Origin of the sequence: Bacillus sp. JFL15 (assembly GCF_001184225.1) — a bacterium.
Taxonomy (GTDB): Bacteria; Bacillota; Bacilli; order Bacillales; family Bacillaceae; genus Bacillus; species Bacillus siamensis.
Map to the genome: position 1 here is coordinate 3,482,926 of NZ_KQ236689.1, position 24,209 is coordinate 3,507,134.

The 24,209-nt window shown below is 47.9% G+C and carries 9 protein-coding genes and 1 tRNA gene; 2 read left to right on the plus strand and 8 right to left on the minus strand.

The genetic code is table 11. The features are described from left to right. Positions 1-14: 14 nt before the first annotated feature. The 5 genes from AD710_RS16975 to AD710_RS16995 form a co-directional block, all read right to left on the minus strand. A complete protein-coding gene (locus AD710_RS16975; protein WP_049628584.1) occupies positions 15-7,712 on the minus strand; it encodes a non-ribosomal peptide synthetase in 7,698 nt (2,565 codons plus the stop codon). Positions 7,713-7,737: 25 nt separating this feature from the next. Beyond that, positions 7,738-15,396 (minus strand): non-ribosomal peptide synthetase, encoded by a 7,659-nt coding sequence (locus AD710_RS16980; protein ID WP_049628585.1) that lies wholly within the window; start codon positions 15,394-15,396, stop codon positions 7,738-7,740. 474 nt (positions 15,397-15,870) lie between these two features. After that, positions 15,871-17,346: a D-alanyl-D-alanine carboxypeptidase/D-alanyl-D-alanine endopeptidase gene (dacB, locus tag AD710_RS16985; RefSeq protein WP_049628586.1), complete on the minus strand. Its 1,476-nt coding sequence runs from the start codon at positions 17,344-17,346 to the stop codon at positions 15,871-15,873. 19 nt (positions 17,347-17,365) lie between these two features. Then, complete coding sequence (locus AD710_RS16990) at positions 17,366-18,334, minus strand: aldose 1-epimerase (protein ID WP_049628836.1); 969 nt, start codon at positions 18,332-18,334, stop codon at positions 17,366-17,368. A 115-nt stretch (positions 18,335-18,449) separates the two neighbouring features. Further along, positions 18,450-19,838: an MATE family efflux transporter gene (locus tag AD710_RS16995; RefSeq protein WP_045926207.1), complete on the minus strand. Its 1,389-nt coding sequence runs from the start codon at positions 19,836-19,838 to the stop codon at positions 18,450-18,452. Positions 19,839-20,066: 228 nt separating this feature from the next. Between AD710_RS16995 and AD710_RS17000 the strand changes: the two genes are divergently transcribed. Further along, a complete protein-coding gene (locus tag AD710_RS17000; RefSeq protein WP_045926206.1) occupies positions 20,067-20,609 on the plus strand; it encodes an IseA DL-endopeptidase inhibitor family protein in 543 nt (180 codons plus the stop codon). Positions 20,610-20,957: 348 nt separating this feature from the next. Here the strand turns inward: AD710_RS17000 and AD710_RS17005 are convergent. The 3 genes from AD710_RS17005 to AD710_RS17015 form a co-directional block, all read right to left on the minus strand. Then, positions 20,958-21,030 (minus strand) — tRNA-Arg (locus tag AD710_RS17005). A 39-nt stretch (positions 21,031-21,069) separates the two neighbouring features. Further along, complete coding sequence (locus tag AD710_RS17010) at positions 21,070-21,615, minus strand: site-specific integrase (protein WP_045926205.1); 546 nt, start codon at positions 21,613-21,615, stop codon at positions 21,070-21,072. Between the two features lie 315 nt (positions 21,616-21,930). Further along, positions 21,931-22,161: an excisionase family DNA-binding protein gene (locus AD710_RS17015; protein WP_016936555.1), complete on the minus strand. Its 231-nt coding sequence runs from the start codon at positions 22,159-22,161 to the stop codon at positions 21,931-21,933. A 243-nt stretch (positions 22,162-22,404) separates the two neighbouring features. Here AD710_RS17015 and ggt point away from each other — a divergent pair, with 243 nt between their 5' ends. Further along, positions 22,405-24,180 (plus strand): gamma-glutamyltransferase, encoded by a 1,776-nt coding sequence (ggt, locus tag AD710_RS17020; protein ID WP_049628587.1) that lies wholly within the window; start codon positions 22,405-22,407, stop codon positions 24,178-24,180. Positions 24,181-24,209 lie beyond the last annotated feature (29 nt).

A 24,209-nucleotide genomic window follows, 5' to 3' on the forward strand; every position in this document is an offset into this window, starting at 1 on the left:
GCGCCTCTCCTTTTCTATAGTTTGTTGACGGCTCCCATAATGTCACTCAGATCTTCCAGCGTTAACTCTTCATCACTGAAATCAGCAGCGCTCCATTCACGCTCCTCTTTGCCTGTGCAATGCGTGATGATCTGCTTGAGAAAAGTATGAAAATGCCCCGTCAAAACTTCAATCGTTTCTTTTTGATAATGAAAACGGTTATACACCACATTCAAGCTGAGACATTCCGATGATACGGAGCCGCTGATATCAAGTGTGTACGGACGTTCCCAGTCTGGGCTGACTTCATTTCCCGCTTTTACGGGAGAAACATCGAAGCCGGTGGAACGGATCTCCCGGTCAAACTGCCCCAAATAGTTAAAACTGATTTCAGGAGAATCAGATTCAGCCTCTCCCCAGAATTTGCTTATATATTTCAGCACCCCGTATCCCGCTCCTTTATGCGGAATGCGGCGCATCATGTCTTTTGTCCGCTTAATGTGATAACCGAGACGCCCGCTGTCATCAGCCTGATCTTGAAAACTTGCATCAACCAATACCGGATAAATTGACGTAAACCAGCCGATGGTTCTGCTGATATCAAGATGCTCCAGGTGCTCTTCCCTTCCGTGGCCTTCCATGCTGATTTTGAATGTCTCGTTTCCGGTCCATCTGTTCAGCGCAAGGCTTAACGCCGCAAGCAATAATTCACCCGTCTCCGTTGTGTACGCTCTGTTTGCCTCCGTTAACAGCTGCTCAGTCTCCTGTTTTGTCAATGTAATGGTCATCACATCTGTATCTTTAAGGAGATTGGAAGAGATGCGGGCATCTTTCGGAAGCGGTTTGACCGCCGCTTCTTCTCTTTCAGACCAGTAATCTGCTTCCTGCAGCAGCCGACGGCTTTTTGCATAATCAGAAATCTGCTTTGCATAAGTCTGATAGGAATCAGTTTTCGCCGGAAGAACGGCTTCTTTTCCAACAAGCGCCTGCCTGTAGCACGCGGTGAGATCTTCAAATAAAATCCGCCATGACACTCCGTCAATGACAAGGTGATGAATGGAAAGCAGCAGATGATCGCCATCTGCGGCGTGAAATAAACCGACAGCTACGAGCGGACCGGTCTCCAGCCGAATAGAAGTTTGAATACGGGCGGCCGCCTGTTCAATTGCGGCGTGCTCCTCTTGTAATGACCCTGTCCCTCTCACGTCAAGCGTTTCAAACGTAAAGAGTTCTTCATCAGAAAGGTTCTCAGCTCTGTTATATTGCATCACCGATCCATTTTGCGTGCCGCATATCATCCGTAATGCGTCATGATGAACCGCCAGATGCGCCAGCGCTTTTCTCATGGCAGATTCATTGATTCTGTCCGCACTGCGGAGCATAACGGTCTGATTAAAATGATCATGCGGCAATGATTGTGACAAGAACCAGTGCTGGATCGGCGTCAACGGCACTTCTCCCGTGACGGGAGCCTGATCAATTACGCGGCGGACTTTCCGGAGCCGCATCGACACCTCTCCCAGTGTCTGATGCTCAAACAGCTCACGGACGGTCGTTTCGTAGCCCTGCTGCTTCAGCCTCGCACATACTTGCAGCGCTTTAATCGAATCTCCGCCGAGATGGAAGAAATGAGCATTGGGGCCAAGGCCTTCAACACCTAAGAGTTCCTCCCAAATGTCAGCCATCATTTCTTCAGTTTCATTCCTCAGGCTGATATCATCTCCGGGATTTTCGTTTAATTCAGGCTGCGGGAGCGCCTTCTCATCCAGCTTCCCATTCGCCGTCAGAGGCAGTTCATTAAGCTCTGTCAAGCGTGCGGGAATCATATATTCCGGCAGGAAAGCTCTGAGAGAGGCCTGAACCTCTGCTTCTTTTAACTTTTCGTTTCCGTGTAAGACGGCATAGGCGTAAATGGAGTGCTGACCGTGCTGATCAGCACGTGTGATCACGGCGGCCTCTTTCACGAAAGAAAGCTTCTGCAGCGCTGATTTAATTTCCCCCAATTCAATTCTGTGGCCTCTGACTTTTACTTGCGCATCTTTCCGCCCGACATACTCCAGCTCGCCATTTGAGAGCCTTTTGGCGATATCGCCCGTCCGGTAGAGCCGCATGCCGGAAACGTGCGGATTCGGGATGAAACGGGAGGCAGTTAAATCATCTCTATTTACGTATCCCCTCGCGACGCCTTCTCCGCCGATATAAAGCTCACCGGGAATTCCGATCGGCTGCGGATTCATATAGGCGTCCATGACAAAAGCATGAAGGGTTTCCAGCGGTCTGCCGATATTGCTTTTATTTCTCTCAATATCTTCCATATTCAGTTTTTTGTATGTGACGTGAACCGTGGTTTCCGTAATGCCGTACATGTTCACAAGCTCCGTCTCCGGGTACTTCTCTTTCCAGCTTTTCAGCATGCCGGGCTGAAGCGCTTCTCCGCCGAAAATGACATATCGAAGCTTCAGCTTGTCCGTATGCCCGGCTTCTTCATGAATGAGTCCGGAAAAAGCGGTCGGCGTTTGGTTCAGCACCGTTACGCCTTCACTTAGCAGCAGTTGCCGGTACAAATGCGGATCACGGGCTGTTTCTTTCGGCACGATGACTACTTTTCCGCCGTATAAAAGCGCACCGAATATTTCCCAAACAGAAAAATCAAAGCAATAGGAATGAAACAGCGTCCAGACGTCTTCTGGCCCAAAATCAAACGGCAGCCCTTTATGTGTGATAAGGCTGATGACATTGCGGTGTTCCGTCATAACGCCTTTCGGTTTCCCTGTTGTGCCCGATGTGTAAATCACGTAAGCCGGCTGTTCAGGTGTTATCGTTTCTTTCGGATTGTCTGCTGAAAAAGATTCAGGCTTATCAATGTATAAAACCGGCAGACCGTCCATTCCGGAAATCCCAAGACCCGATTGCGTCAAAAGAACACGCGCGCCGCTGTCAGTCAGCATAAATGAAATCCGCTCGTCCGGATATTCAGGATCAATCGGCAGATACGCCCCTCCCGCTTTTAAAATACCGAGAATCCCAATCAGCATATCCGGAGATCGTTCAGTCATCATCCCGACAATCTGTCCTGAGCGGAGCCCGTTTTCTGAGAGCATATCGGCGATTCGATCCGCCTTCTCATTGAGCTCGCGGTAGGTGAGACGCTCATCGGCCATGACGGCTGCGATTTGATCCGGCGTTTTTTCCGCCTGTGTTTCAAATAAACTGACGATCGTTTCATGCCGCGGATACTCAGCCGTTTGATTATCAGCTTCCAGAAGCATCTGCCGCTCGTTTGTGTCCAGCAAATGAATGTCAGACAGCTTCCGATCGTAATCCGACGCGATTTGTCCTAAAAGCTCTTTAAAATGACCGGCCCACCGTTCGATCGTTTCTTTTTCAAACAATGCGGTACTGTATTCAAAATGAAAATCCAGGGCGCCATCCGGCCGTTCCTCAGCATGTAGCGTCAAGTCGAATTTTGAAATGTCATGCTTCACTGCATGTGCAGAAACGTTTAAGCCCGGAAGATTCACTTTGAAATCATCACTGTTTTGCAGAACGAGCATGGCATCAAACAGCGGATTGCGATTGACTTCCCGATGTGTATCAAGCTTTTGGGCGAGTTCTTCAAACGGGAATTCCTGATGTTCGGCTGCGCCGAGGGCGAGCATTTTCACCTCTTCTAAATAAGCGCGGAATGTCTTATCACCTTCCGGCCTGCTTCTCATGGCCACGGTGTTAACAAACATGCCGATAACCCCTTCAAGCTCCGCGCGGCTTCTGCCTGCCGCAGGTGAACCGACGACAACATCTTCCTGTCCGCTCAATTTAGACAGGAACAGGGAATAGCCGGCCAAAAGAATCATATACAGCGTGGAACCCGTCTCATCCATGAGCCGGCGCAAATTCTCCGCCGCTTCCTTTTGAAGACATGTTCGAACCGCGGATCCGCTGAAATCAGGAAGCTGAGGGCGCTTTTTATCCAGCGGCAGATCAAGAACGGGAATGTTTTCCCCGAGCGCATCCAGCCAATACCGCTCATGTTTTTTGAACTCTTCAGCGGCAGACCGGTCATGCTGCCAGACGGAAAAATCTTTGTACTGCAGTTTTAACGGCCGCAATTCCTTCCCTCTGTACAAATCCGTCAATTCCTGTATCAGAACGCTCATTGACACACCGTCTGCGATAAGATGGTGCATATCGAGCAGCAGAAAATGGCGGTCTTCATTGACTTTGGCTAAAGTCACCCTCAAAAGCGGCGCTTTTTCCACGTCAAACGGCTTAACGAAAGTTTCCATCGTCTCATGAAGAAGTGACTCGGACGGCATGTGAAGCTCTGTGAGTTCGAGATCGGCATGTGAATGTATGTGCTGCATCGGCTCCCCGTTTCGTAACACAAATGATGTACGTAACGCTTCATGCCTTTGCAGCAGCACTGAAAAGGCTTCTTGCAGACGGTCCCGATTGAGCCTGCCGCTCAGTTCCAGACAAGCGGGCATATGATAGCCCGTGCTGTCTGAAGCAAGCTGGTGAAGGGCATAAAGCCTTTTTTGAGCAAAAGATAACGGGTACAAGTCCTTCGGCTTTGCAGGCGTGATTTCCGCATATTCTCCTCTTTTCCTCTGTTCAAGGGAGCGGGCCATGCTCTCAATGGTCGGATGTTCAAAGACGTGGCGGACGGCAAGTTCAATTTGCAGCCGTTTATGTATGTTTGAAACAAGTGATGCGGCTTTCAGCGACTGTCCGCCGATTTGGAAGAAATCATCTCTCATACTGATGCGGTCCCGTTTCAGCACATCTTGCCAAATAGACAGCAGCTCAGTCTCAAGCATTGTGCGGGGCGCTTGATAATCACCGGTTCTCTCAGCTTCTTCCGGTTCAGGAAGCGCGGCTCTATCAAGTTTTCCGCTCGCAGACAGCGGCATTTCCGTCAGTTTGGTAAAGCTTCCCGGTATCATATAAGCAGGTAATGTCCCCGCCAATTCGGCGTGCGGATCAAATGTCACACCCGCGTTTTGCAGTACGACATAAGCTGCAAGCTCCTGATCTCCGTCCGCCGTTTTGCGCACGATAACTGCCGCCTCTTTTACCCCGGACAGACTTCTGAGTGCCGTTTCGATTTCTCCTAATTCGATTCTGTAGCCTCTGACTTTCACCTGATCATCAAAACGCCCCATATATTCAATTGTTCCGTCCGGTAAAAACCGGGCTGCATCCCCCGTTCTGTACAGCCGTTCACCTTCACGAAACGGATGAGGGGCAAAGGCTTTGTCCGTCAGCTCTTTTTGCTGAAAATATCCGTGTGCAAGACCTTTTCCTGAAATACACAGTTCACCGACGGCTCCGACCGGCTGCAGCTGGACACCGTGCATGATATAGACGGATGTATTGGAGATCGGGCGTCCGATCGTAATCCGGCTGCTTTTTTGCAGATTGCGCAGGATCGTCGCTGCCACACTGTTCTCCGTCGGGCCGTATTCATTCAGCAGCTCGGCATTCGGGCATACATTCCGGCTCGCTTCCACGATATCAGGGGTTGCCGCTTCCCCGGCAAATGTTATCGCCCGAAGCGTCTGCGCATCTTTTTTTGTCAGAGAATCAAGCAGGACGCGATACAGAGACGGAACGATCAGAAGATGGCTTACCCCGTGGCGGGCGATTTTCTGTTTCATTGAAAGAACGTCTTTTGCATCGTCTTCATCAGTCAACAGTACACAAGCGCCGGACAGCAGCGGAGTGAAAAGACTTGTCAAAGAGCCGTCAAATACGTATGAAAAAAGATGAAGCGCTATGTCGCCTTCTGACATGCTGTATTCTTCACGCCGCCATTGCAATGTATTGCTGATCGCTTTGTGTTGTACAAGCACACCTTTCGGCCGGCCTGTCGTTCCCGAGGTGTAAATGACATACGCCCAATTTCCGCTGCCGGACACCGGCGGAAGCGGTCCGGTCTGCCGGGAAACCGTTTCCTCCAAGATGACGACGTTTCCCTTGAAATGAGGCGGAATGAGGGGGAGCAGGTCTTTTTCAGTCACGAGCAGTGAAGCTTCACTGTCTCTCAGCAAAAATGAGATCCGTTCAGGCGGATATTCCGCATCAATCGGCATATAAGCGCTGCCCGATTTCCAAATTCCGAGCAGAGCGGCGACCGTATTCATCGATCGGCGCAGCATAACAGCGGTGATCTGATCGGGACGGGCGCCTTTTTCCCTTAACGCATGCGCAATCTGATTCGCCCGCTGATTTAATTTCTTATAGCTCCAGCTTATCCCGTTATATCTCAACGCTTCCTGGTCGGGCGTTTTGGCAGCCTGTTCTTCAAAAAGCCCGTGAACGGTTGTCTCAGGATACGGACGGTTTGTGTCGTTAAACGAATGAATCAAGGCCTCTTCCTCCGGCGGCACGAGACTGATGCTTGATAAGAGCCTGTCCGGATCCTCTGTTACACAGGAGATGACCTCAAGAATATGCCCTTTGATCCGTTTCATGTCCTCCCGATCATAAATGTCAGCATTGTAGCTGAATTTCACATAAAACTCTTCCCCCGGAACGATGACGACGTTGAGATCATAGTTCGTTTCTTCCGCCATCGAAAAGTTTTCAAGAGAGAGAGCATGGCTTTCAGTCTGCTGCCAGCCGTTTACCGCAGCCTGCATCTGAACCGGATAATTTTCAAAGACAAGGATATGGTTCAAGAGATCTTTTTGCAGACCGCTCTCGTTTTGAATGTCATAAAGCGGATAATAGCTATGCTCTTCCGCTGCGAGTGAATCTTTTTGCACTGCTTTAACAAGCGATGTAAAAGTCATATCCTCTGCTGCGCGCACCCTCACCGGAACGGTATTGATAAACAGCCCGGCCATGGATTCAATGCCGCCAATAGCTGACGGCCTGCCGGAAACAACCGAACCGAAGACCGCATCTTCAGTCCCGTTGTAACGATGGAGAAGCAGGCCCCAAATGCCCGTAAATATAGTATTCAGCGTGACCCCGATGCCCCGGGCGATGTCTGTCAGTTTTTGTACGGTTTCAGGCTCAAGGGAAAATTGAAAATGCTCAGATGTATAACCGTTTTGCGCCGGCTTATTCTTCGTTTGCGGAACAGAAACGGTTTCTCCGTAATCTTTCAAATAGCCGGACCAGAACGCTGACGTTTCTTCTTTATTCCGGCTTCGTAGCCATTTGATATAAGTGCTGTAAGGATCCGGACTGCCGAGGTTTACAGGCCGCCCGTTCCGGATCGAATAATACATGCTGAAGAAATCTTTCAGCACAATGCCCAGGCTCCAGCCGTCCATCATAATGTGATGGTGAGTCCAAACACATGTATGGCGGTTTTTTCCCGTATGAAAAAGAGCAAGGCGCATTAAGGGGCCTTTTTGCAGATCAAACCCCTTATGCCGGTCGTTTTCCTTAAATTCGTCAATGATGCTTTGCTGCTGTTCTTCCGAATAATCTGAAATGTCTTCAGTCCGTACGGCAGTGTCACGGCGCGAAAGGACTACCTGCTGCGGCCCTTCAAGGTCAGGTACTTCTTTTATGAAAATTGTTCTGAAAATATCATAGCGGCTGACAAGCATATCAAGGCTTTTTTGAAATGTATCAACGCATAAATCTCCGCTGACCGTAAACGAAATCTGCTCGACATATGCGTTTGATCCGGAGTCTAAAAGCGAATGAAACAGCATGCCTTCCTGCATATATGATAAAGGATAAATATCTTGGATTTCTGTCGCTTGTGTCACGAATGCCACACACCTTTTTATGAAATTAAAGTCCTTTTACGAGATCTTCAATGCTTGATAATGCTTGAGCGGTCAATTCCTTATGGCTGTAATCAGTCAATGTTTTTTCCCGCTCTTTCTTGCCAGAACAGTGGGCGATGATGTCCTCAAGATGAGTTTGGAAACGATTCATGAAAGACTCGACTGCCCCCGGTGCAAATACGCTGGTATAAACGGCTTTTACCTCCAGACGTCCGTCCGCCGTCATCGCGTTAATATCCAGGTCAAACTCGCGGATGCGCCCGGCCGCTATATCATGCTGCGGCTTGAATGGCGACATCTTCAGTCCTCCCTCAAGACCGTCAAACGCACCGAGATAGTTAAAGCTTATTTCTGGGTCTTTATAAAGAATGTTTCGCGAATATCTCAGCAGCCCGTAGCCGGTTCCGTAATGAGGAATCCGTCTCATCATGTCTTTTACCGTCTTTATACGGTGAGCGGTTTTTTCGCCTGAGCCGTCCGGCACTCTCATATCTAAGAGCACCGGATAAACAGATGTAAACCAGCCTGCCGTTCTCGAAATATCAATGTCAGGCATATGTCCCTGGCGTCCGTGTCCTTCAGTGCTGATAAGCATCCGTTCAGAACCCGTCCACTCATGAAGCGCCATTCCAAGCGCCGTTAAAAGCAATTCATGAACATCCGTGCCGTATGCCTGCTGTGTTTCTAAAAGCAGCTGTTTCGTGAGCCCGCTGCTTAATATCCACGATGCCGTGCGCGCGTTTTCCTGCATCCGTCCGGCATTTCCATCATTTATTTTCGGCAGCGGCGCTGTTTCAAAAGACATCACATTGTCCCAGTACGCGGCTTCTTCAAGCAGCGCTTTGCTTTTGGATATGTCAAAAAGTTGTTCGGCATATGTGATATAAGAATCGCTTTTCGGCGGCAGTTTGATTTGTTGGCCTTCTAATGCCTGCTGATAAGCTGTCTGCAGATCTTCAAGCAATATTCTCCACGACACGCCGTCCGTGATAAGGTGATGAATCGTGATCAGCAGATGGTCGGCTTCTTTCAGCCGGAACACTCCGAGATGAAACAGAGGCCCTTGATCAAGGCGCATGGCCTGCTGTATTTCTTTTTCCTCGGCTGCTATCCGTTTTTCCGGCTGTGTTTCTTCTGAAAGATCTATGACGTTAAGCGTAAAGATTTCTTCATGCCGCTCTGTGATTCCGCGGTTATATTGAACAACTTCCCCATGCTCATTTTCAGTGAATGTCATTCGCAGCGCATCATGATGCGCTGTCAGCGAGCGAACCGCCTGAGACAAAGCATTTATCTGGAATCTTTCTTCACTGCACAGCATGACTGATTGGTTATAATGAAGATCAAAAGCACCCGGTTCCTCAAAAAATCTTTTCTGGATCGGTGTCAGCGGAGCGCTTCCTTCTATCGGCCCCTGATCAGCCATTGCAACAGCCGGCGTGAGGTGCTTCGCGAGTTCTGCAATCGTCGGGAACTGAAACAAATCGCGGATCGACATGTTCCAGCCTTCTCCGGCCAGTCGGGCTGACACTTGAAGCGCCTTAATGGAATCTCCCCCAAGCTCAAAGAAAGAGTGATGAATGCCCGCTTTCTGAATATGAAGCACATCTTCCCAAATCCGGCATAACAGCGCCTGTTTTTCATCGCCGGGCGCGACAAATGCCTGTGATGAATGTATCTCTTCTGCCGGCAGAGCCGATTTATCAAGTTTGCCGTTCAGTGTCAGAGGCATGCTGTCTAAACCGATAATATGAGACGGCATCATATAAGCAGGAAGCTCCTGCATGAGAAACTCGCGAAGTGATGAGATATCAGCTGTTTTAGGTACGATGTATGCCGCTAATCTGCCCTGTCCTTCGGCATCTTTCATCACGGTCACAGCCGCTTCTTTGACTTGATCGTGTTTCAAAAGCACACTTTCAATTTCTCCCGTCTCAATTCTGTATCCTCTGATTTTCACCTGCTTATCAATCCGCCCTTGAAAACGAAGAGTGCCATCCGGCAGCCAGCAGGCTTGATCTCCGGTTCTGTAAAGTATTTCTCCCGTTTGAAACGGGTCGCTGAATGCGCCCTTTGTCAGCTCTGGCTGTCCCCAATATCCTTTGGCGACGCCGGTGCCTCCGATATACAGCTCTCCGAAAACGCCGATCGGCTGAACCTGTTTGTCTTTGTTTAAGACGTACATTTGCACATTCGGAAGCGGAACACCGATCGGCACATCATCTTCCCGCGGCTTTTCGCTCATTTTGGCTTCATAATACGAAGAATCAATTGTCGCTTCTGTTACACCGTAGCTGTTTATGATCCGCATGTTTTCTCCGAAACGCTTATGAAGCGTATAAAAATCCTTCGCTTTGATCATATCTGAGCCCAGCACCAGTACTTTTACACTTTGCAGCGCTAGTTTCCGGCGATATATATATTCCATAAACGGAACAATCAGCGCGGGTGTCGACTCCATAAATGTGATACGGTGCTGATCAATGAGCTGATAAAGCTGTTTCGGCTCAAGCCGGACGTCATCCGGACAAATGACAAGCGTTCCTCCATTTAGCAAGGCGCGGGCAAGATCTCCTGAAAAAACATCAAATGAGAAACTCGCCATCTGCAGCACCTTGACCGGTATACGGTCAAGCTCATAAATGCTGCGCCATGCAAGTGCTGCATGGGTAAAGCTGCGATTTCTGACTTCGACTCCTTTCGGCGTTCCCGTCGTTCCCGAAGTATATATGATATAAGCAGTATCATCCGGAGACACTGCCGGATGAATATTCTCCGCACAAATATCGTATTGTTCTTCCTGATCGAGCTGAATGAGCAACAAATTGTGATCCGCGAGCTGTGAAGCAAGCTCTTTGTATTCAGACTGCACCAACAAGACGGATGCCGCGCTGTCCTTTAATAAATAGCGAATCCGTTCCTTAGGATAATGTGAATCAATGGGGATATACGCCCCTCCCGATTTCATGACGGCAAGAACACTGACGATCGCTTCAATCGAACGATTTGCCAATATAGCAGCTCTTTTTCCCGGACCGAATCCATTTTTGTGTAATGTTCGTGCAAGCCGATTTGCCCGCTCATTAAGCTGCGAATAGCTGATCTGTTGTGTTCCTTCAATGACGGCCGTCTGATGAGGCGTTTCTGCTGCTTTCGCTTCAAATAGCTGATGGAACAGTTTGTTTTTTTCCGAGAACTCGGTTTGTGTATTATTAAATTCAGTCAGTATCTTTTGCTTTTCCTCTTCTGTCAACATATCAGCTTTTGATAGTGTGACTTCCGGTTCGGCGGCAACATGGCGCAAGAGATTCAGTAAGTGGCCCATCCAGCGTTCAATCGTTTCTTTCATAAAAAGCTCGGTGCTGAATTCCATTTCAAAGCGGATGTTTCCATCGGATTCAGCAGCTGATAAGGTCAGGTCAAAACTTGATACATCATGTTCGGTATGCTCTGATCGTGACGCCTTCAGCCCGGCCAGATTTATCTCCTCTCGCTCCATATTCTGAAGAATAAACATCGCATCAAACAGCGGATTGCGGCTCATGTCCCGCTGCACGCCGAGCCGTTCCACAAGCTCTTCAAACGGATAGTCCTGATGCTCATACGCTTCCAGTGCGGCCTGGCGGACTTCCGCCAAATAATCGGTAAACCGTTTGTCTCCCTTCGGCTCCGTTCTGATGGCGAGTGTATTGACGAACATCCCGAGAATTGGTTCAAGGTCTTTGTGCGGGCGCCCGGCAATCGGCGAACCGACAATGATATCTTCCTGTCCGCTCAGGCGCGCGAGCAGCGTATTGTACGCGGCGAGAAGCACCATATACAAAGTTGAGCCGTGATCGCGGGCGATGCGGTGAAGGCCGGATGCCGTTTCAGCGTCAAGCGTGCACGATACGTTCCCGCCCGCAAAGCTTCTGACAGCCGGACGGGGCTTGTCAGCCGGAAGCTCAAGCACCGGAAGCTCACCTTCAAGCCGCTTCAGCCAGTAGGCTTCCTGCTTCTGGTATCCTTCCTTCTCCTGAAACGCCCTCTGCCAGACGGCATAGTCTTTATATTGAAGACGCATCGGCGCAAGCGAGCGGCCGGCATACAGCTCGCCGAATTCTTTAATCAAGGTGTTGACGGACACACCGTCAGAGATAATATGGTGCATATCCGTTAATAAAAGATGGCGTTCGTCCGATTTTTTCACGAGGGCCGCCCGGAAGAGCGGCGCTTCCTCCAGACAAAACGGCCGGACGAATGCGTCTGCTGACTCGGCCTCATCCAGCTGAAACGTCACGCTGTCATGGATGCGCTGCACCGGTTCGCCGTCATGCCCCGTTTCAAAGGACGTTCTGAGCGACTCGTGCCGCTCCACAAGCTGCCGGAACGTCTCCTCTAGCCGGCCGCGGTCAAGCGGGCCCGTCAGTTCCAGCACAGCCGGCATATTGTAACCGATACCGCCGTCTTCAAGCTGCTGGAGCACATACATCCGTTTCTGCGCTGAAGACACCGGATAAGTATCCTGTATTTTCGCCGGCTGAATCGCTTCATACGGGCTCTCTTCGAGGTCCTGAATGACCGTGGCGAGCTCTTCCACCGTCGGCCGGGCGAAGATGTCCTGTAACGGCACCTGAACGCCGAACTCTTTGGCGATGCGGGAGACGAGAGCCGTCGCTTTTAACGAATGGCCGCCCCGCTCAAAAAAGTGATCCCGAATGCCGACGGGGCCGTTTTTCAGCACCTCTTCCCAAAGGGCGCAAAGCTTCATTTCCGTGACGTTCCGCGGTGCGGTGTACGCCTGTCTGCCTGCCGCTCCGTCAGGAGCTGGCAGCGCGCGGCGGTCAAGCTTTCCGCTCGGTGTGACCGGCCACTCGCTCATCTCAATAAACTGAGCCGGCGTCATGTAGGCCGGAAGACGTTTCGCAAGCTCTGCCCTCACGTCATCGCTTTCCCGGCCTTCGATATAGGCGTAAAGCGCGGTCTCGCCGTGTTCAGTCCGGGCGGTGACCGCCGCCTCACGAATGCCGTCAATGCGCCGGATCGCCGCTTCGATTTCCCCCGGTTCAATCCGGTAGCCGCGGACTTTCACCTGTCCGTCTGACCGGCCGAGCCATTCGACTAGCCCGTCTTCTGTCCAGCGTGCGATATCACCCGTCTGATACATGCGCTCTCCCGGATAAAACGGATCATCGAGAAAACGTTCTGCCGTCAGTTCAGGCCGGTTCAAATAGCCCCGGGCCACCCCTGTCCCCGCGATGTACAGCTCTCCGGCAACGCCCGCAGGCTGAACGGTTCCCCCACCGTCTAACACATAAAGACGGGCACCCGGAACGGGTTTTCCGATCGGAAGCCTTGTCCGTCCGCTGTCCCGTTTTCGGTCACAGACGTAAAACGCCGCATCAACCGTCGCTTCTGTCGGCCCGTAGCCGTGAATGAGCACGGTCTCCGGCAGAAGATCGGCAAACCGGTCAGCCGTAAGCGGTGAAAGAGCTTCCCCTCCGGCAAACACGCGTGTCAAGGTTTTGCCGAGGCGGATTCTTGTTTCCTCAGGCTTTGTTTCCAGCGCGTCTAAAAAGCTGTTGACCATCGCCGGAATAAAATGCGCGGTCGTCACCTTTTCCGAGGCAAACGCTTCAATCATCCGCGCGGGATCTTTCTCCCATCCGGCCGGAAGCAGATACACGGAGGCGCCGGACATCGTCCACCAAAACAATTGCCAGATGGAAGCGTCGAAAGAAAAAGATGATTTCAGCACGATCATATCCTCTTCTGTTAACGGAAACTGCCCTTGCATCCCGGATAAAAAGGCGGCGGCCTGACGGTGTTCAACAGCCACCCCCTTCGGTGTTCCCGTCGAACCGGACGTGTAAATGATATAAGCGAGCGAATCGGCATCCGCTTCTTCAGAGACAGCCCCTGTCTCCGTCTCACCTGTAAGGGCAGAAAGAGACACTTCTAGCGTCTCGCCGGAAAAACCGGGAACGGATAACCCTGACTGTTGAAGCAGGAGACAGGCGCCGCTGTCATCGAGCATATATTGCAGCCTGTCCTCCGGATATTCCGGGTCAAGCGGCACGTAGGCGCCGCCTGCTTTTAACACGGCAAGCACTGAAATCACCATCTCCGGCGAGCGTTCAGCGAGCACACCGACCATGCTTTCTTTGCGGACGCCTTTTTGGCGGAGCCGAACAGCGAGCCTGTCTGTGTACCGGTCAAGCTCGGCGTACGTCAGCATACCGTCCGGAAAACGAAGCGCCGGACGATGCGGCGAAAGCGCGGCGCGGCGGGTAAACAGCCCGTGAAGCGTCGGGGCCGGCGGTTCAGCCGTTTCTGTACGGTTAAACGCAGTTAACACCCGTTTCTTTTCTTTTTCATCGGCCATATCAATATGCCGAATCAGCCGGTTTGGATTTCTAACGGCATTTTCAACGATCGTCAGCAAATGAGTTTGAATCCGTTTAATCGATGTTTCAGTAAATAAAGCGGATTGATAATCAAAATTCAGCTCAATCAATCCCGTATCTGTCCGCTCCTTAATTAAAATGGACAGCTCATTTGCCGTATGCCCGCTGAAAAACATCGCCGTTTCATAATCGAAGCCCTCCGCCTGATGCCACGCGAGAGGCTGGTATTGCATCGAAATCCCGATGATATTTTGCAGATCGTGATGAACCTGCCTTAATTCATTGACAAAAAGATTGTAAGGATATTTCTGGTGCCGCATAACAGACAGCTGCTGTTTTCCTACACTGCGGACAAAAGACAGGAACTCCGCATCCGGATCTGCCGTCATTCTGATCGGCAGTGTGCTGACAAACATGCCGAGCATATCCTTTTCGAGCTTGGAACCCCGGTTTCCGTAATAAGTACCGATGGCAATATCCTTTTTAGCCGTCAGACGGCTGATGCATATGTATAACGAAGCCATAAACAGAGAGATGATGCTGACATTATGATCTTTGCAAAAACGCCGGATTGATTGTTCTAAGGAGTGGGAAAGAGTGATTGTATCTCTGGAAGCTGCAGTGCTTTGTCTAAGATGAGAGGTTCGTTCCGCAAGTGAAAGGTGTTCAGGAACAGTTCGGTACGTTTCAGTCCAAAATGAACGATCTTTTTGAAAACGGGAAGATTGTAAATATTGCTGTTCTTTTTCCATGTAGCTGAGATAGGATGGGCTTTGATGGTCGGCCAAATCCTCGCTTCGCATGATTTTTTGGTAGATTTCAATAAGCTGATTGCCGAGCAGATTGAGCGAGATACCGTCCATGATAATATGGTGAAATTTTGAATAAAGCCAAACTTCTTCGTCTGACATGACAAGCAGAGTAAATTGATACAGCGGTGAATGAAACAGCTTGAACGGAACACGCGTCTGTGTGTCAATCCATGCATCCCGCTCTGATTGATCAATATGAGTAAAATCAACGGTCTCTAAAGAAATCGGCCGATGCCCGGCCAGATACAGCTGGGGTTCTGAGCCGTCCCCTTCCGTCAGTTGAAACCTGAGCGAATCATTTTGCAAGATAGAGAAATCTAAAGCACGGCGCAATACGTCAAAGTCGATGTTCCCCCTGAATTTGACGCACGCCGCGAGATTGCAGATACTTGTGCCCGGCTCGAGCAGCTCTGTAAACCAGACTCTTCTTTGGGCGTGAGTTAAAGAATAAACAGTGTTCTTCAATGGAATCCCTCCATTTCAATTTAAGAGGATAAGAAAGTGAAATAATTACAATTAAAATTCGACAGCATATGACTAAATCATCCATATAGCATTATTTTAAAACATATTTTAGAAATCACAATAAAAAATTAAATTTTCTCTAACATTTTTTAGAATATAGTATATTGTACTTACTTAGATTCTTCATTTCTATAATTTTTATACCATGTAAAACGGTATGTATGCACATCACAAACTGGTTCTTAAATACTATAATAAGGAATAAAATGTATAATAAATCGCATCTTCAAAAAGATTTTTCCTCCCGGAAAGAAGTTTTTATAATAAAAATGAAAAAACGGTGACACATAAGAAAAGAAAGTGTCAAAAAGGCGGAATATTGAAGATATTATTTTTTGAAGAGATTGTTTCATAATAGCAATATAATATTCGTTTTCCATCAAAAAAAGCCGGATCCTATAAGGATCGGCTTTTTTATTGATTTGCCAGCACGACTGCGATTTTGTCTTCAATGTCTTTTCCGTCATCTTCGTCAAGCAATCCGTTTTGAAGCACGGAAAAAATAAGCGTATCCCCTGTTTTTGTTTCCGCATAGCCGGCGATTGAACTGACTGATGTTAGTGACCCGGTTTTCGCTTTAATTTTGCCTTCTGCCGGAGTATTCTTCAGCCGATTCCGAAGGGTGCCTCCCGTCATTCTGTCACTTGCACCGGCGACAGGGAGCGAACGAAGGAAAGCCGGGTACCACTTTTCTTTCTGAACGGCATACAAAAGCTCTCCGATTTGGCCGGCGGATACGCCATTAATATGAGAAACGCCGGATCCGTCTCTGGCAATCAATTCATCCGGATTCAGCCCGAACGATTTGAGCTCCGATTTCATCACGTCCAAACCCTTTTCCCAACTGCCCTCGCCTTTTTTCACTTTCCCTATTTCCTTGATTAGAATTTCGGCGTGCCCGTTGTTGCTCAGTTTCATAAACGGGATCAATAATTCCGAAAGAGGCATGGATGTCCGTGATGTGACTGGCTGGGTGTGATGCGGCATGCGCCCGGCTTTGACCTTCCCTTTTACAGTGATGCCCTGTTTAGTAAGCGCTTGTTTCCATAAATCTAAAGCATAGGACGACGGATCCCACACTGCCGCCCATTCTCTTGCCTTTGCCGCGCCCGCCGGCATGGTTCCCTTTATCGTAATCACATTGCCCCCATGCTCCCGTTCAACCGTCAAATCTTTCTTTTCATCAGAAGTGGCGGTTTTCACTTCATTTTTCACACGTACGATGTCCGTATGGGGAGAAATCGTAATATGCGCCTTTTTACCGGGCTGTTTCGCCGGGCTGATTTCCGCAATCACCGTTCCGGTATCATAATCCTCATTCGGTGAAGCGGTAAGAGCTGATACTTGCGCGCCATAATATTGGCCTTCATCGCTCCACGGCAGATCAACTGAATACCTGGTATCGTCATACCGTGAATCATCCCCGACCAGATCTCCTTGAATGACACGGATGCCTCTGGCTTTGACTTGTTTAGCCATCTTCTCAAAATCAGAAGCCAATAGGGTCGGATCGCCACTTCCTTTGAGATAAAGGTTTCCGCGCAGCTGTTTTCCCTTCACGGCGCCGTCTGCCCGTACTTCTGTTTTAAAGGTGTAATCTTCTCCGAGAACGGAAAGCGCCGCAGATGCCGTCAGCAGCTTCATCAGTGATGCAGGCCTCAGCCGCATATCTTCCCGGCTGCCAAACAGCACCTCCCCTGTTTTTGCGGATCGGACACTGACGCCTGCCGCGGCGCCCTTTAAGGCAGGTTCTTCATTCAGAATGTGTTCCAGCTCTTTTTGCAACGCATTTTTTTGTTCGGCCGCTTTGGCGGAATCATCAATATAAGGAACGGCGGCTATGACCAAAAGGAGAAACACCGCGGTCAAGCGTTTGACATATGTTTTCAATGTTATCCCCGCCTCTTTCTTATTCTTCGTCATGCAAAATGGTGATCCGGGATGACGCGGCCGCTTCTTCGCCCGGTTTCAGTATCTGAAGCCCCGTCAGTGATGCAGGCTGATTCAGATTAAATGCATCTGTAACGGAGGTATAAGGCTCAAGACTGACAAACCCTTGCTTTCCGTCACCGTTATATACCACCCAATGCTTAAAAGACGTGTCTGCCTGATACAAAACGGATAGCTGCTCATCAGGATGATAAATAACAGCTTCGTTATTGCCGCCATTCCGTCCGGAAGAAAGAAAAACATCGTCAAACTGCTTATTTTTCAAAGACATTCCGTTACGGAACGCTTCTTTATCAGGCACATCCAATAAACGGCCCGTCGGCACGAAACGTTCATTTAATTCCCACATGCGGTCAGCCGTCAGAAAAAGACGTGATCGCTCTTCATTGAAACCAAAAGTTGAATGATAGCCCAGCCCCCAAGGAAAAGCCTCGGTTCCCTTGTTGATAATCAGCGCCCGCTGCGTAAACACATTGTTTTTTAATGTATAAGTCATCCGGACAATGACATCGTGCGGAAATTGTTTATGGACACGGGGAATTTCTGTAAGATCAATTTCTGTTTCGACTGTCAGTTCATCCGCCTCTTCTTTCGCCGCCGCCAATTTCCAATGCTGGTTGTGAAGAAAGCCGTGAATATGATTATGTTTATCCTCTTCGTTTATGTCAAATTGATACGTGCGGCCGTCAAAACGAAACGTCCCGTCCGTAATCCGGTTCGGAGGGAATAAAACGGGAATACCGTACAGCATCGGTTTTTCGCGAAATTGTTCCGCGGTTTCCGGTTCTCTCAGAATCTGCATACCGTTTCTTTTATCCCGGATCGCAATGACATGTGAGCCCCATTCCGGCACAATAATGCATTCAGCCTGTTCAGTTTCCGCTTTTACGGCCGAAGCCCCTAAATAAGTCGTATGTTCAATCGTCATAAGCACCTGCCCTTTCCTTGTTTTCTAGCATGTATAGGAATTCCATTTTCTAAACTCATTTTCCTTCTCTGAAAAAAACATCGCCCGTATGAACTGAGCGATGTGCGGTAAAACCTTATTGAATCAGCCGCGTAATCTGTTTTTTCTTCCATACAAACCGGTAATAGCCGTACTGCAGCAGCAGGCTGATGACAAAAGCTGCCGGATAACCGACCCAAATGCCGAGAATGCCGAGTTTCGTGTAATGAGATAGTATAAAGGCGATAGGCACCTCAATTCCCCAAATTGCAAAAATGCTGATAACAGTCGGCCATAATACCGTACCGCTCGCCCGCATTGTCGCTGAAACGATCTGAGCGTGACCGAAAATCAGATAGCTCCAAAGTGTAATCATAATAAGATTGCGGGCAATATGAAGCGTATCCTGATCGGTTAAAAACAAAGCCAGTATCTGCCGGGAGAAGGTGTAAATCAGCACAATCAAAACCCCGCCGATCAAATAATTCAGGCCGATGCCGACTTTGATGACCTGCTTCAGCCGGCCGAATTGATTGGCTCCTATGGATTGGGCGGCAAAAATTGAAACGGCGATACCGAGGCTTACCGCCGGCATCTGCACATAACTCGCCACTTGGTTGACAACCCCGTAAGCAGCCGTCGCATTTGATCCGTAATGATTCACAAAAGAGATGACCGCGATTTCAGAAAGCGATACGAGAATCATATTGATGCTCGACGGAATACCGAGCCGCAGTAAAAGCGCGAGCAGCTTTTTGTCCATTTTAAGAGAGCGGAACGCAGTCCGGTCAAATGCAAGCGGGTGCTTCTTTTTCCGCAAATAAACCATCAGCACGATAAATGTCACGATGTTTGAAATGACCGTTGCATACGCTGATCCGTAAATGCCGAACTTCGGAAGTCCGAAAAGTCCGAGAATCAATAAAGGCAAAAGCCCGATGTTAATGACCGTACTGACGATTAACGTATAAAACGGGGTCTTTGAATCTCCCGTTCCGCGTAAAAATGTTGTATAAGCAAAATATAAAAACATCAGCGGCATCGCGCAAAACAGAATGCGCGCATATCGGACACTGACATCTATTACGTTTTCCGGCGTTCCCATCAGCCGCAAAATATCAAGCGTAAACACACTGCCGACAACTGCCAGAACAATTCCGAGCATAAAGGTAAACGTCAGCGTAGTGCCGACAATCGCTTTCATTCTCTCTTCGTTTTTCGCGCCGTAAGCCTGCCCGATCAGAATGGAACTTCCTGAACCGATTCCGATTGTAAAGGAAATCAGCAGGAAAAAAAGCGGAAAAAAAGACGATACAGCGGCAAGCGCATCGACTCCGAGCCACCTTCCGACAAACACCATTCCGACCAACTGGCCGACAGATTGCAATACGTTGCTTAATAGCAGCGGGACTAAAAATAATGACATAGACCGCCAGACAGACTGGCCGGGGCCTTCCGCTGTCTCCAGATTATCTTGTACCTCCATATGTAGGACTCCTTTTTTGATTTTCTTCCATTTTATTATTCAGCAGACAGCTTGTAAAAACCTTTTGTTCAATGAAACTCTTTATCTTTTTCTTCCGTCTTACATGGAAATAAATCATAAAAATAAAAAGTGCGGAAAATATTTCTGAAAAGGTATTGTAATCTTACCGTAATTATTGTAACATTTGTAACATAAGAGAAAGAGATTCGTTGAAGGAGAGATTAAATCATGAAAAAATGGCTATTATTCCTTACTACTATTACATTGATTCTATCACTGGGCACTGCGGCGACTGCCAAAAATACGCCTAATGACCTAACACAAAAACAAGCACTTCAGCTGGCTCTGTCAGCAAGAGAACATTTTTGGAACACCATGAGCGGAGGAACGCTTAAGTCTAAAGCAAACTGCACATCCGAGCAGTTCGAATATCAAAATCTTCAATATGTATTCATGTGCAAAGAACTCGGAACAAAAGCGAAAGCCGTAAAATATCTGACACCCGCTTTTACAAAGCAGGCGATTGATAAAGGGCTTAAAGAGTACCACTTCACTGTAAAAGACGGCAAATTGGCTGTTCCGGTCGGCGACGGAGATAACCTCCTGAATTGGAAAAAAGCAAAAATGACCCTTCTTTCTAAAAAAGGAAGCGTCCAAACGTACCGCTTCACTGTACCGACTCTTGACGGTTCTCCGTCAGCAAAACGCGACGTTACATTCGTAAAAGAAAACAACGTTTGGAAAGTCAATCAATTTGATGCTGTTATATAAAGAAAAGCCCGCTTTTAGCGGGCTTTTTTGAATGATGCAATGGCGGGGAAAGGCTTTTCATGTCACGAAATATTTAGAGCATATGAGGGATTAATTATTATTTGAGTGTAATTAAAAAACTACGTGAAGAAGATACACGAAACACCCTTTATCTGTTTGAAAAAATGCCTGACGTGAAAACATCTGTTTAAAAATGTGCAAAATTTGTGTAAAAAAAATAAAATCGCATCGTTTTTCAGTGGGTTTTCACAAAAATAAAAAGCTTACAAAAACGACAAAAACCCTTGTGTGACAAGGGTTTTTCTGTTTTACCGACATTATTAATCTGCACCTATCTTATGCTGAAAACGCTCTAGGAGAGATTCGAACTCCCGACCTGCAGTTTAGGAAACTGCTGCACTATCCGCTGTGCTACTAGAGCCTGCTTATATAGTAACGCTGGCGGCCGTTTTTTTCAAGCCTACAGCCCGCCGAACACTTTATAAGCCGCTCTCGTCGTATCCTCATCTATTCCGATATAACGCATCGTAATAGACGGAGAAGAATGATTTAATATCCGCTGGAGTTCGGCAATATCTTTCGTCCTCTGATAAAAATGATACCCGAACGTCTTTCTCAGCGTATGCGTCCCGATCTCCTCCAATCCGCACGCAGCAGCTGCTTCTTTTAATATTCTGTATGCCTGAATCCGCGAAATGGGCTTATTCGTCCGTTTCGATTTAAACAAATAGTCATTCTCTTTCATATCTTTTGTATATGCGTATATGTCGGCCTTTAGAGATTCCAATATCAGAATTTTTCTTTTCTTTCTCGTTTTGCTCTCAGTCGCCCATACATGATCTTTGTTTCTGACATCCTTCACGCGAAGCGGCAGAACATCAGAAATCCGCAATGCGCTGTTCATGCCGAAAATAAATAAAAAATAATCACGTTCACTTTTCTTCATTAAATACTGTTTGACTTCCTGGATCTTCTCCAAACTTCGAATCGGCTGTACGATATGCATCAAAAAACCCCTTATAATTGGTAAAGTAACATATTGAGCATTATGTTACTATTATAGCTGAAACCCATTGAATGATAAAGGATAAAACCTCTTATGTAACATAATATACATAGTGTTACATAAGGAGAATAAGACACCCGTTTTCAAAAAGATCTCCAAAAAAATCGATTATATCCCCGTGACGGGATTTTGAGGCATCGGAGTCTCTTAGTATTCAAAAAAGAAAACAGCGCCCTTAAAATGAAATCTGAGCGTCCAATTTTTTTGTGAACAGCCGACGAAATGCAAAAAAAAGACACAATATGAAATTGTGTCCTAATCTTCGTCTTTTACATCAATGTCTTCAGGGAGCGGTTCATTTAAAAACTCTTGTATCATTTCTTTATATTTTTCCAGCTGTTCAAGATGGGTTTGAAATTGTTCTTTGTTGATTAAATATTGCTGCCCGTCGTGGACCGCTCTTATTTTATTCGTCAAAATAAGATTGTGTACATATTCTTCAGGAAGACTGGTAAACTCCGCTGTCTCTTTAATGGTTAAATACATGGCTCACGTTCCTTTCATATGTCATGTGAGTGAATTCTGTTTTGTTTATTGTAGCTTATTTTTTGCCTTAATGCTTGTTTCACAGCTTTTTCTGTCCGGTTTCCCATTTATCCCATTTCCGACTGATTACATTCACACAGAAACCCCGTCTTTTTGCACACCGGACTATTCCGTTTGTCACTTGTGAAAACAGCACATTTTACTTACTCTATAATTGTAAGCGGAAAACAAAGGAGGCAGACTATGAAAAAGAAAAAGTTTATGAATCTCTGTTTTATCGTTCTGCTCAGTACTTTGCTCGCAGCCGGAAGCATCCCTTATCATGCTCAGGCTAAGAAACACCCGTTTTCCTATGATGACTACAAACAGGTAGATGTCGGCAAAGACGGCATGGTCGCCACCGCCCATCCTCTCGCTTCACAAATCGGTGCCGACGTGCTAAAAAAAGGCGGCAATGCAATTGACGCCGCGGTTGCCATCCAATTTGCATTAAACGTAACCGAACCGATGATGTCGGGTATCGGCGGCGGCGGATTTATGATGGTTTATGATGCAAAAACGAAAGACACCACCATTATCGACAGCCGGGAACGCGCACCGGAAGGCGCAACACCGGATATGTTCCTGGATGAAAACGGCAAAGCCATTCCTTTCTCTGAGCGGGTTACAAAAGGGACTGCAGTCGGTGTTCCGGGAACATTAAAAGGACTTGAAAAAGCGCTCGACAAATGGGGCACCCGCTCCATGAAACAACTCATCACCCCTTCCATTAAACTTGCCTCAAAAGGCTTTCCGATTGATTCGGTTTTAGCTGACGCCATCTCAGATTATAAAGACAAATTATCACACACTGCTGCAAAAGACGTGTTTCTTCCAAACGGAGAACCTTTGAAAGAAGGAGACACACTGGTCCAAAAAGACTTAGCCAAAACATTTACAGCTATTAAGTACAAAGGCACAAAAGCGTTCTATGACGGAGCATTCTCCAAAAAGCTCGCGGAAACAGTACGGGAATTCGGCGGCTCAATGACAGAAAAAGATATTAAAAACTTCAATGTGACGATTGACGAACCGATCTGGGGAGATTACCAGGGCTATCATATCGCAACTGCTCCTCCTCCAAGCTCCGGCGGTGTTTTCCTGTTGCAAATGCTGAACCTTCTGGATGATTTTAAGCTTTCCCAATATGATATCCGTTCTTGGCAAAAATATCAGCTTCTCGCAGAAACAATGCATTTGGCTTATGCTGACCGCGCCGCATTTGCCGGGGATCCAGAATTCGTCAACGTCCCTCTCAAAGGTCTCTTGAATCCAGATTATATCAATGCCCGCAGACAGCTGATAGATATTAATAAAGTGAATAAAAAACCGAAAGCCGGTGATCCTTGGGCTTATCAGGAAGGCGCTGCAAACTATAAACAAGTCGAACAGCCGACTGATAAACAAGAGGGTCAAACGACTCACTTCACGGTAACCGATCGCTTCGGCAATGTTGTATCTTATACGACAACGATTGAACAGCTGTTCGGTTCCGGCATTATGGTTCCCGGATATGGCGTTGTTTTGAACAATGAATTAACAGACTTCGACGCAGTGCCGGGCGGCGCAAATGAAGTGCAGCCGAATAAACGTCCGCTCAGCAGTATGACTCCGACCATTTTATTTAAAAATAACGAACCCGTCCTGACTGTCGGCTCCCCCGGCGGAGCAACGATTATTTCTTCCGTTTTGCAAACGATCCTGAACAAAGTCGAGTACGGCATGGATCTAAAAGCGGCGGTCGAAGAGCCGAGAATTTACACAAACAGTATGACGTCCTATCGTTATGAAAAAGGAGTGCCGGAAGAAGCCCGCGCAAAACTGAACGAAATGGGGCATAAATTCGGCAGCAGTCCGGTTGATATCGGAAACGTGCAAAGCATCCTGATTGATCGTGAAAACGGCACCTTCACCGGCGTTGCCGACTCCAGCCGAAATGGAGCTGCAATCGGCGTAAACTTGAAGAAATGTGAAAAATAACAAGACAAAAAGCCTCATTTCTCAAACTG

Bases quoted from the DNA above. Each gene is read 5' to 3' on its own strand.
- AD710_RS16990 (WP_049628836.1), bottom strand. From the start codon at position 18,334: ATGACGATTGAACATACGACTTATTTAGGGGCTTCGGCCGTAAAAGCG.
- AD710_RS16995 (WP_045926207.1), bottom strand. From the start codon at position 19,838: ATGGAGGTACAAGATAATCTGGAGACAGCGGAAGGCCCCGGCCAGTCT.
- AD710_RS17015 (WP_016936555.1), bottom strand. From the start codon at position 22,161: ATGTATTTAACCATTAAAGAGACAGCGGAGTTTACCAGTCTTCCTGAA.
- ggt (WP_049628587.1), top strand. From the start codon at position 22,405: ATGAAAAAGAAAAAGTTTATGAATCTCTGTTTTATCGTTCTGCTCAGT.
- AD710_RS17010 (WP_045926205.1), bottom strand. From the start codon at position 21,615: ATGCATATCGTACAGCCGATTCGAAGTTTGGAGAAGATCCAGGAAGTC.
- AD710_RS17000 (WP_045926206.1), top strand. From the start codon at position 20,067: ATGAAAAAATGGCTATTATTCCTTACTACTATTACATTGATTCTATCA.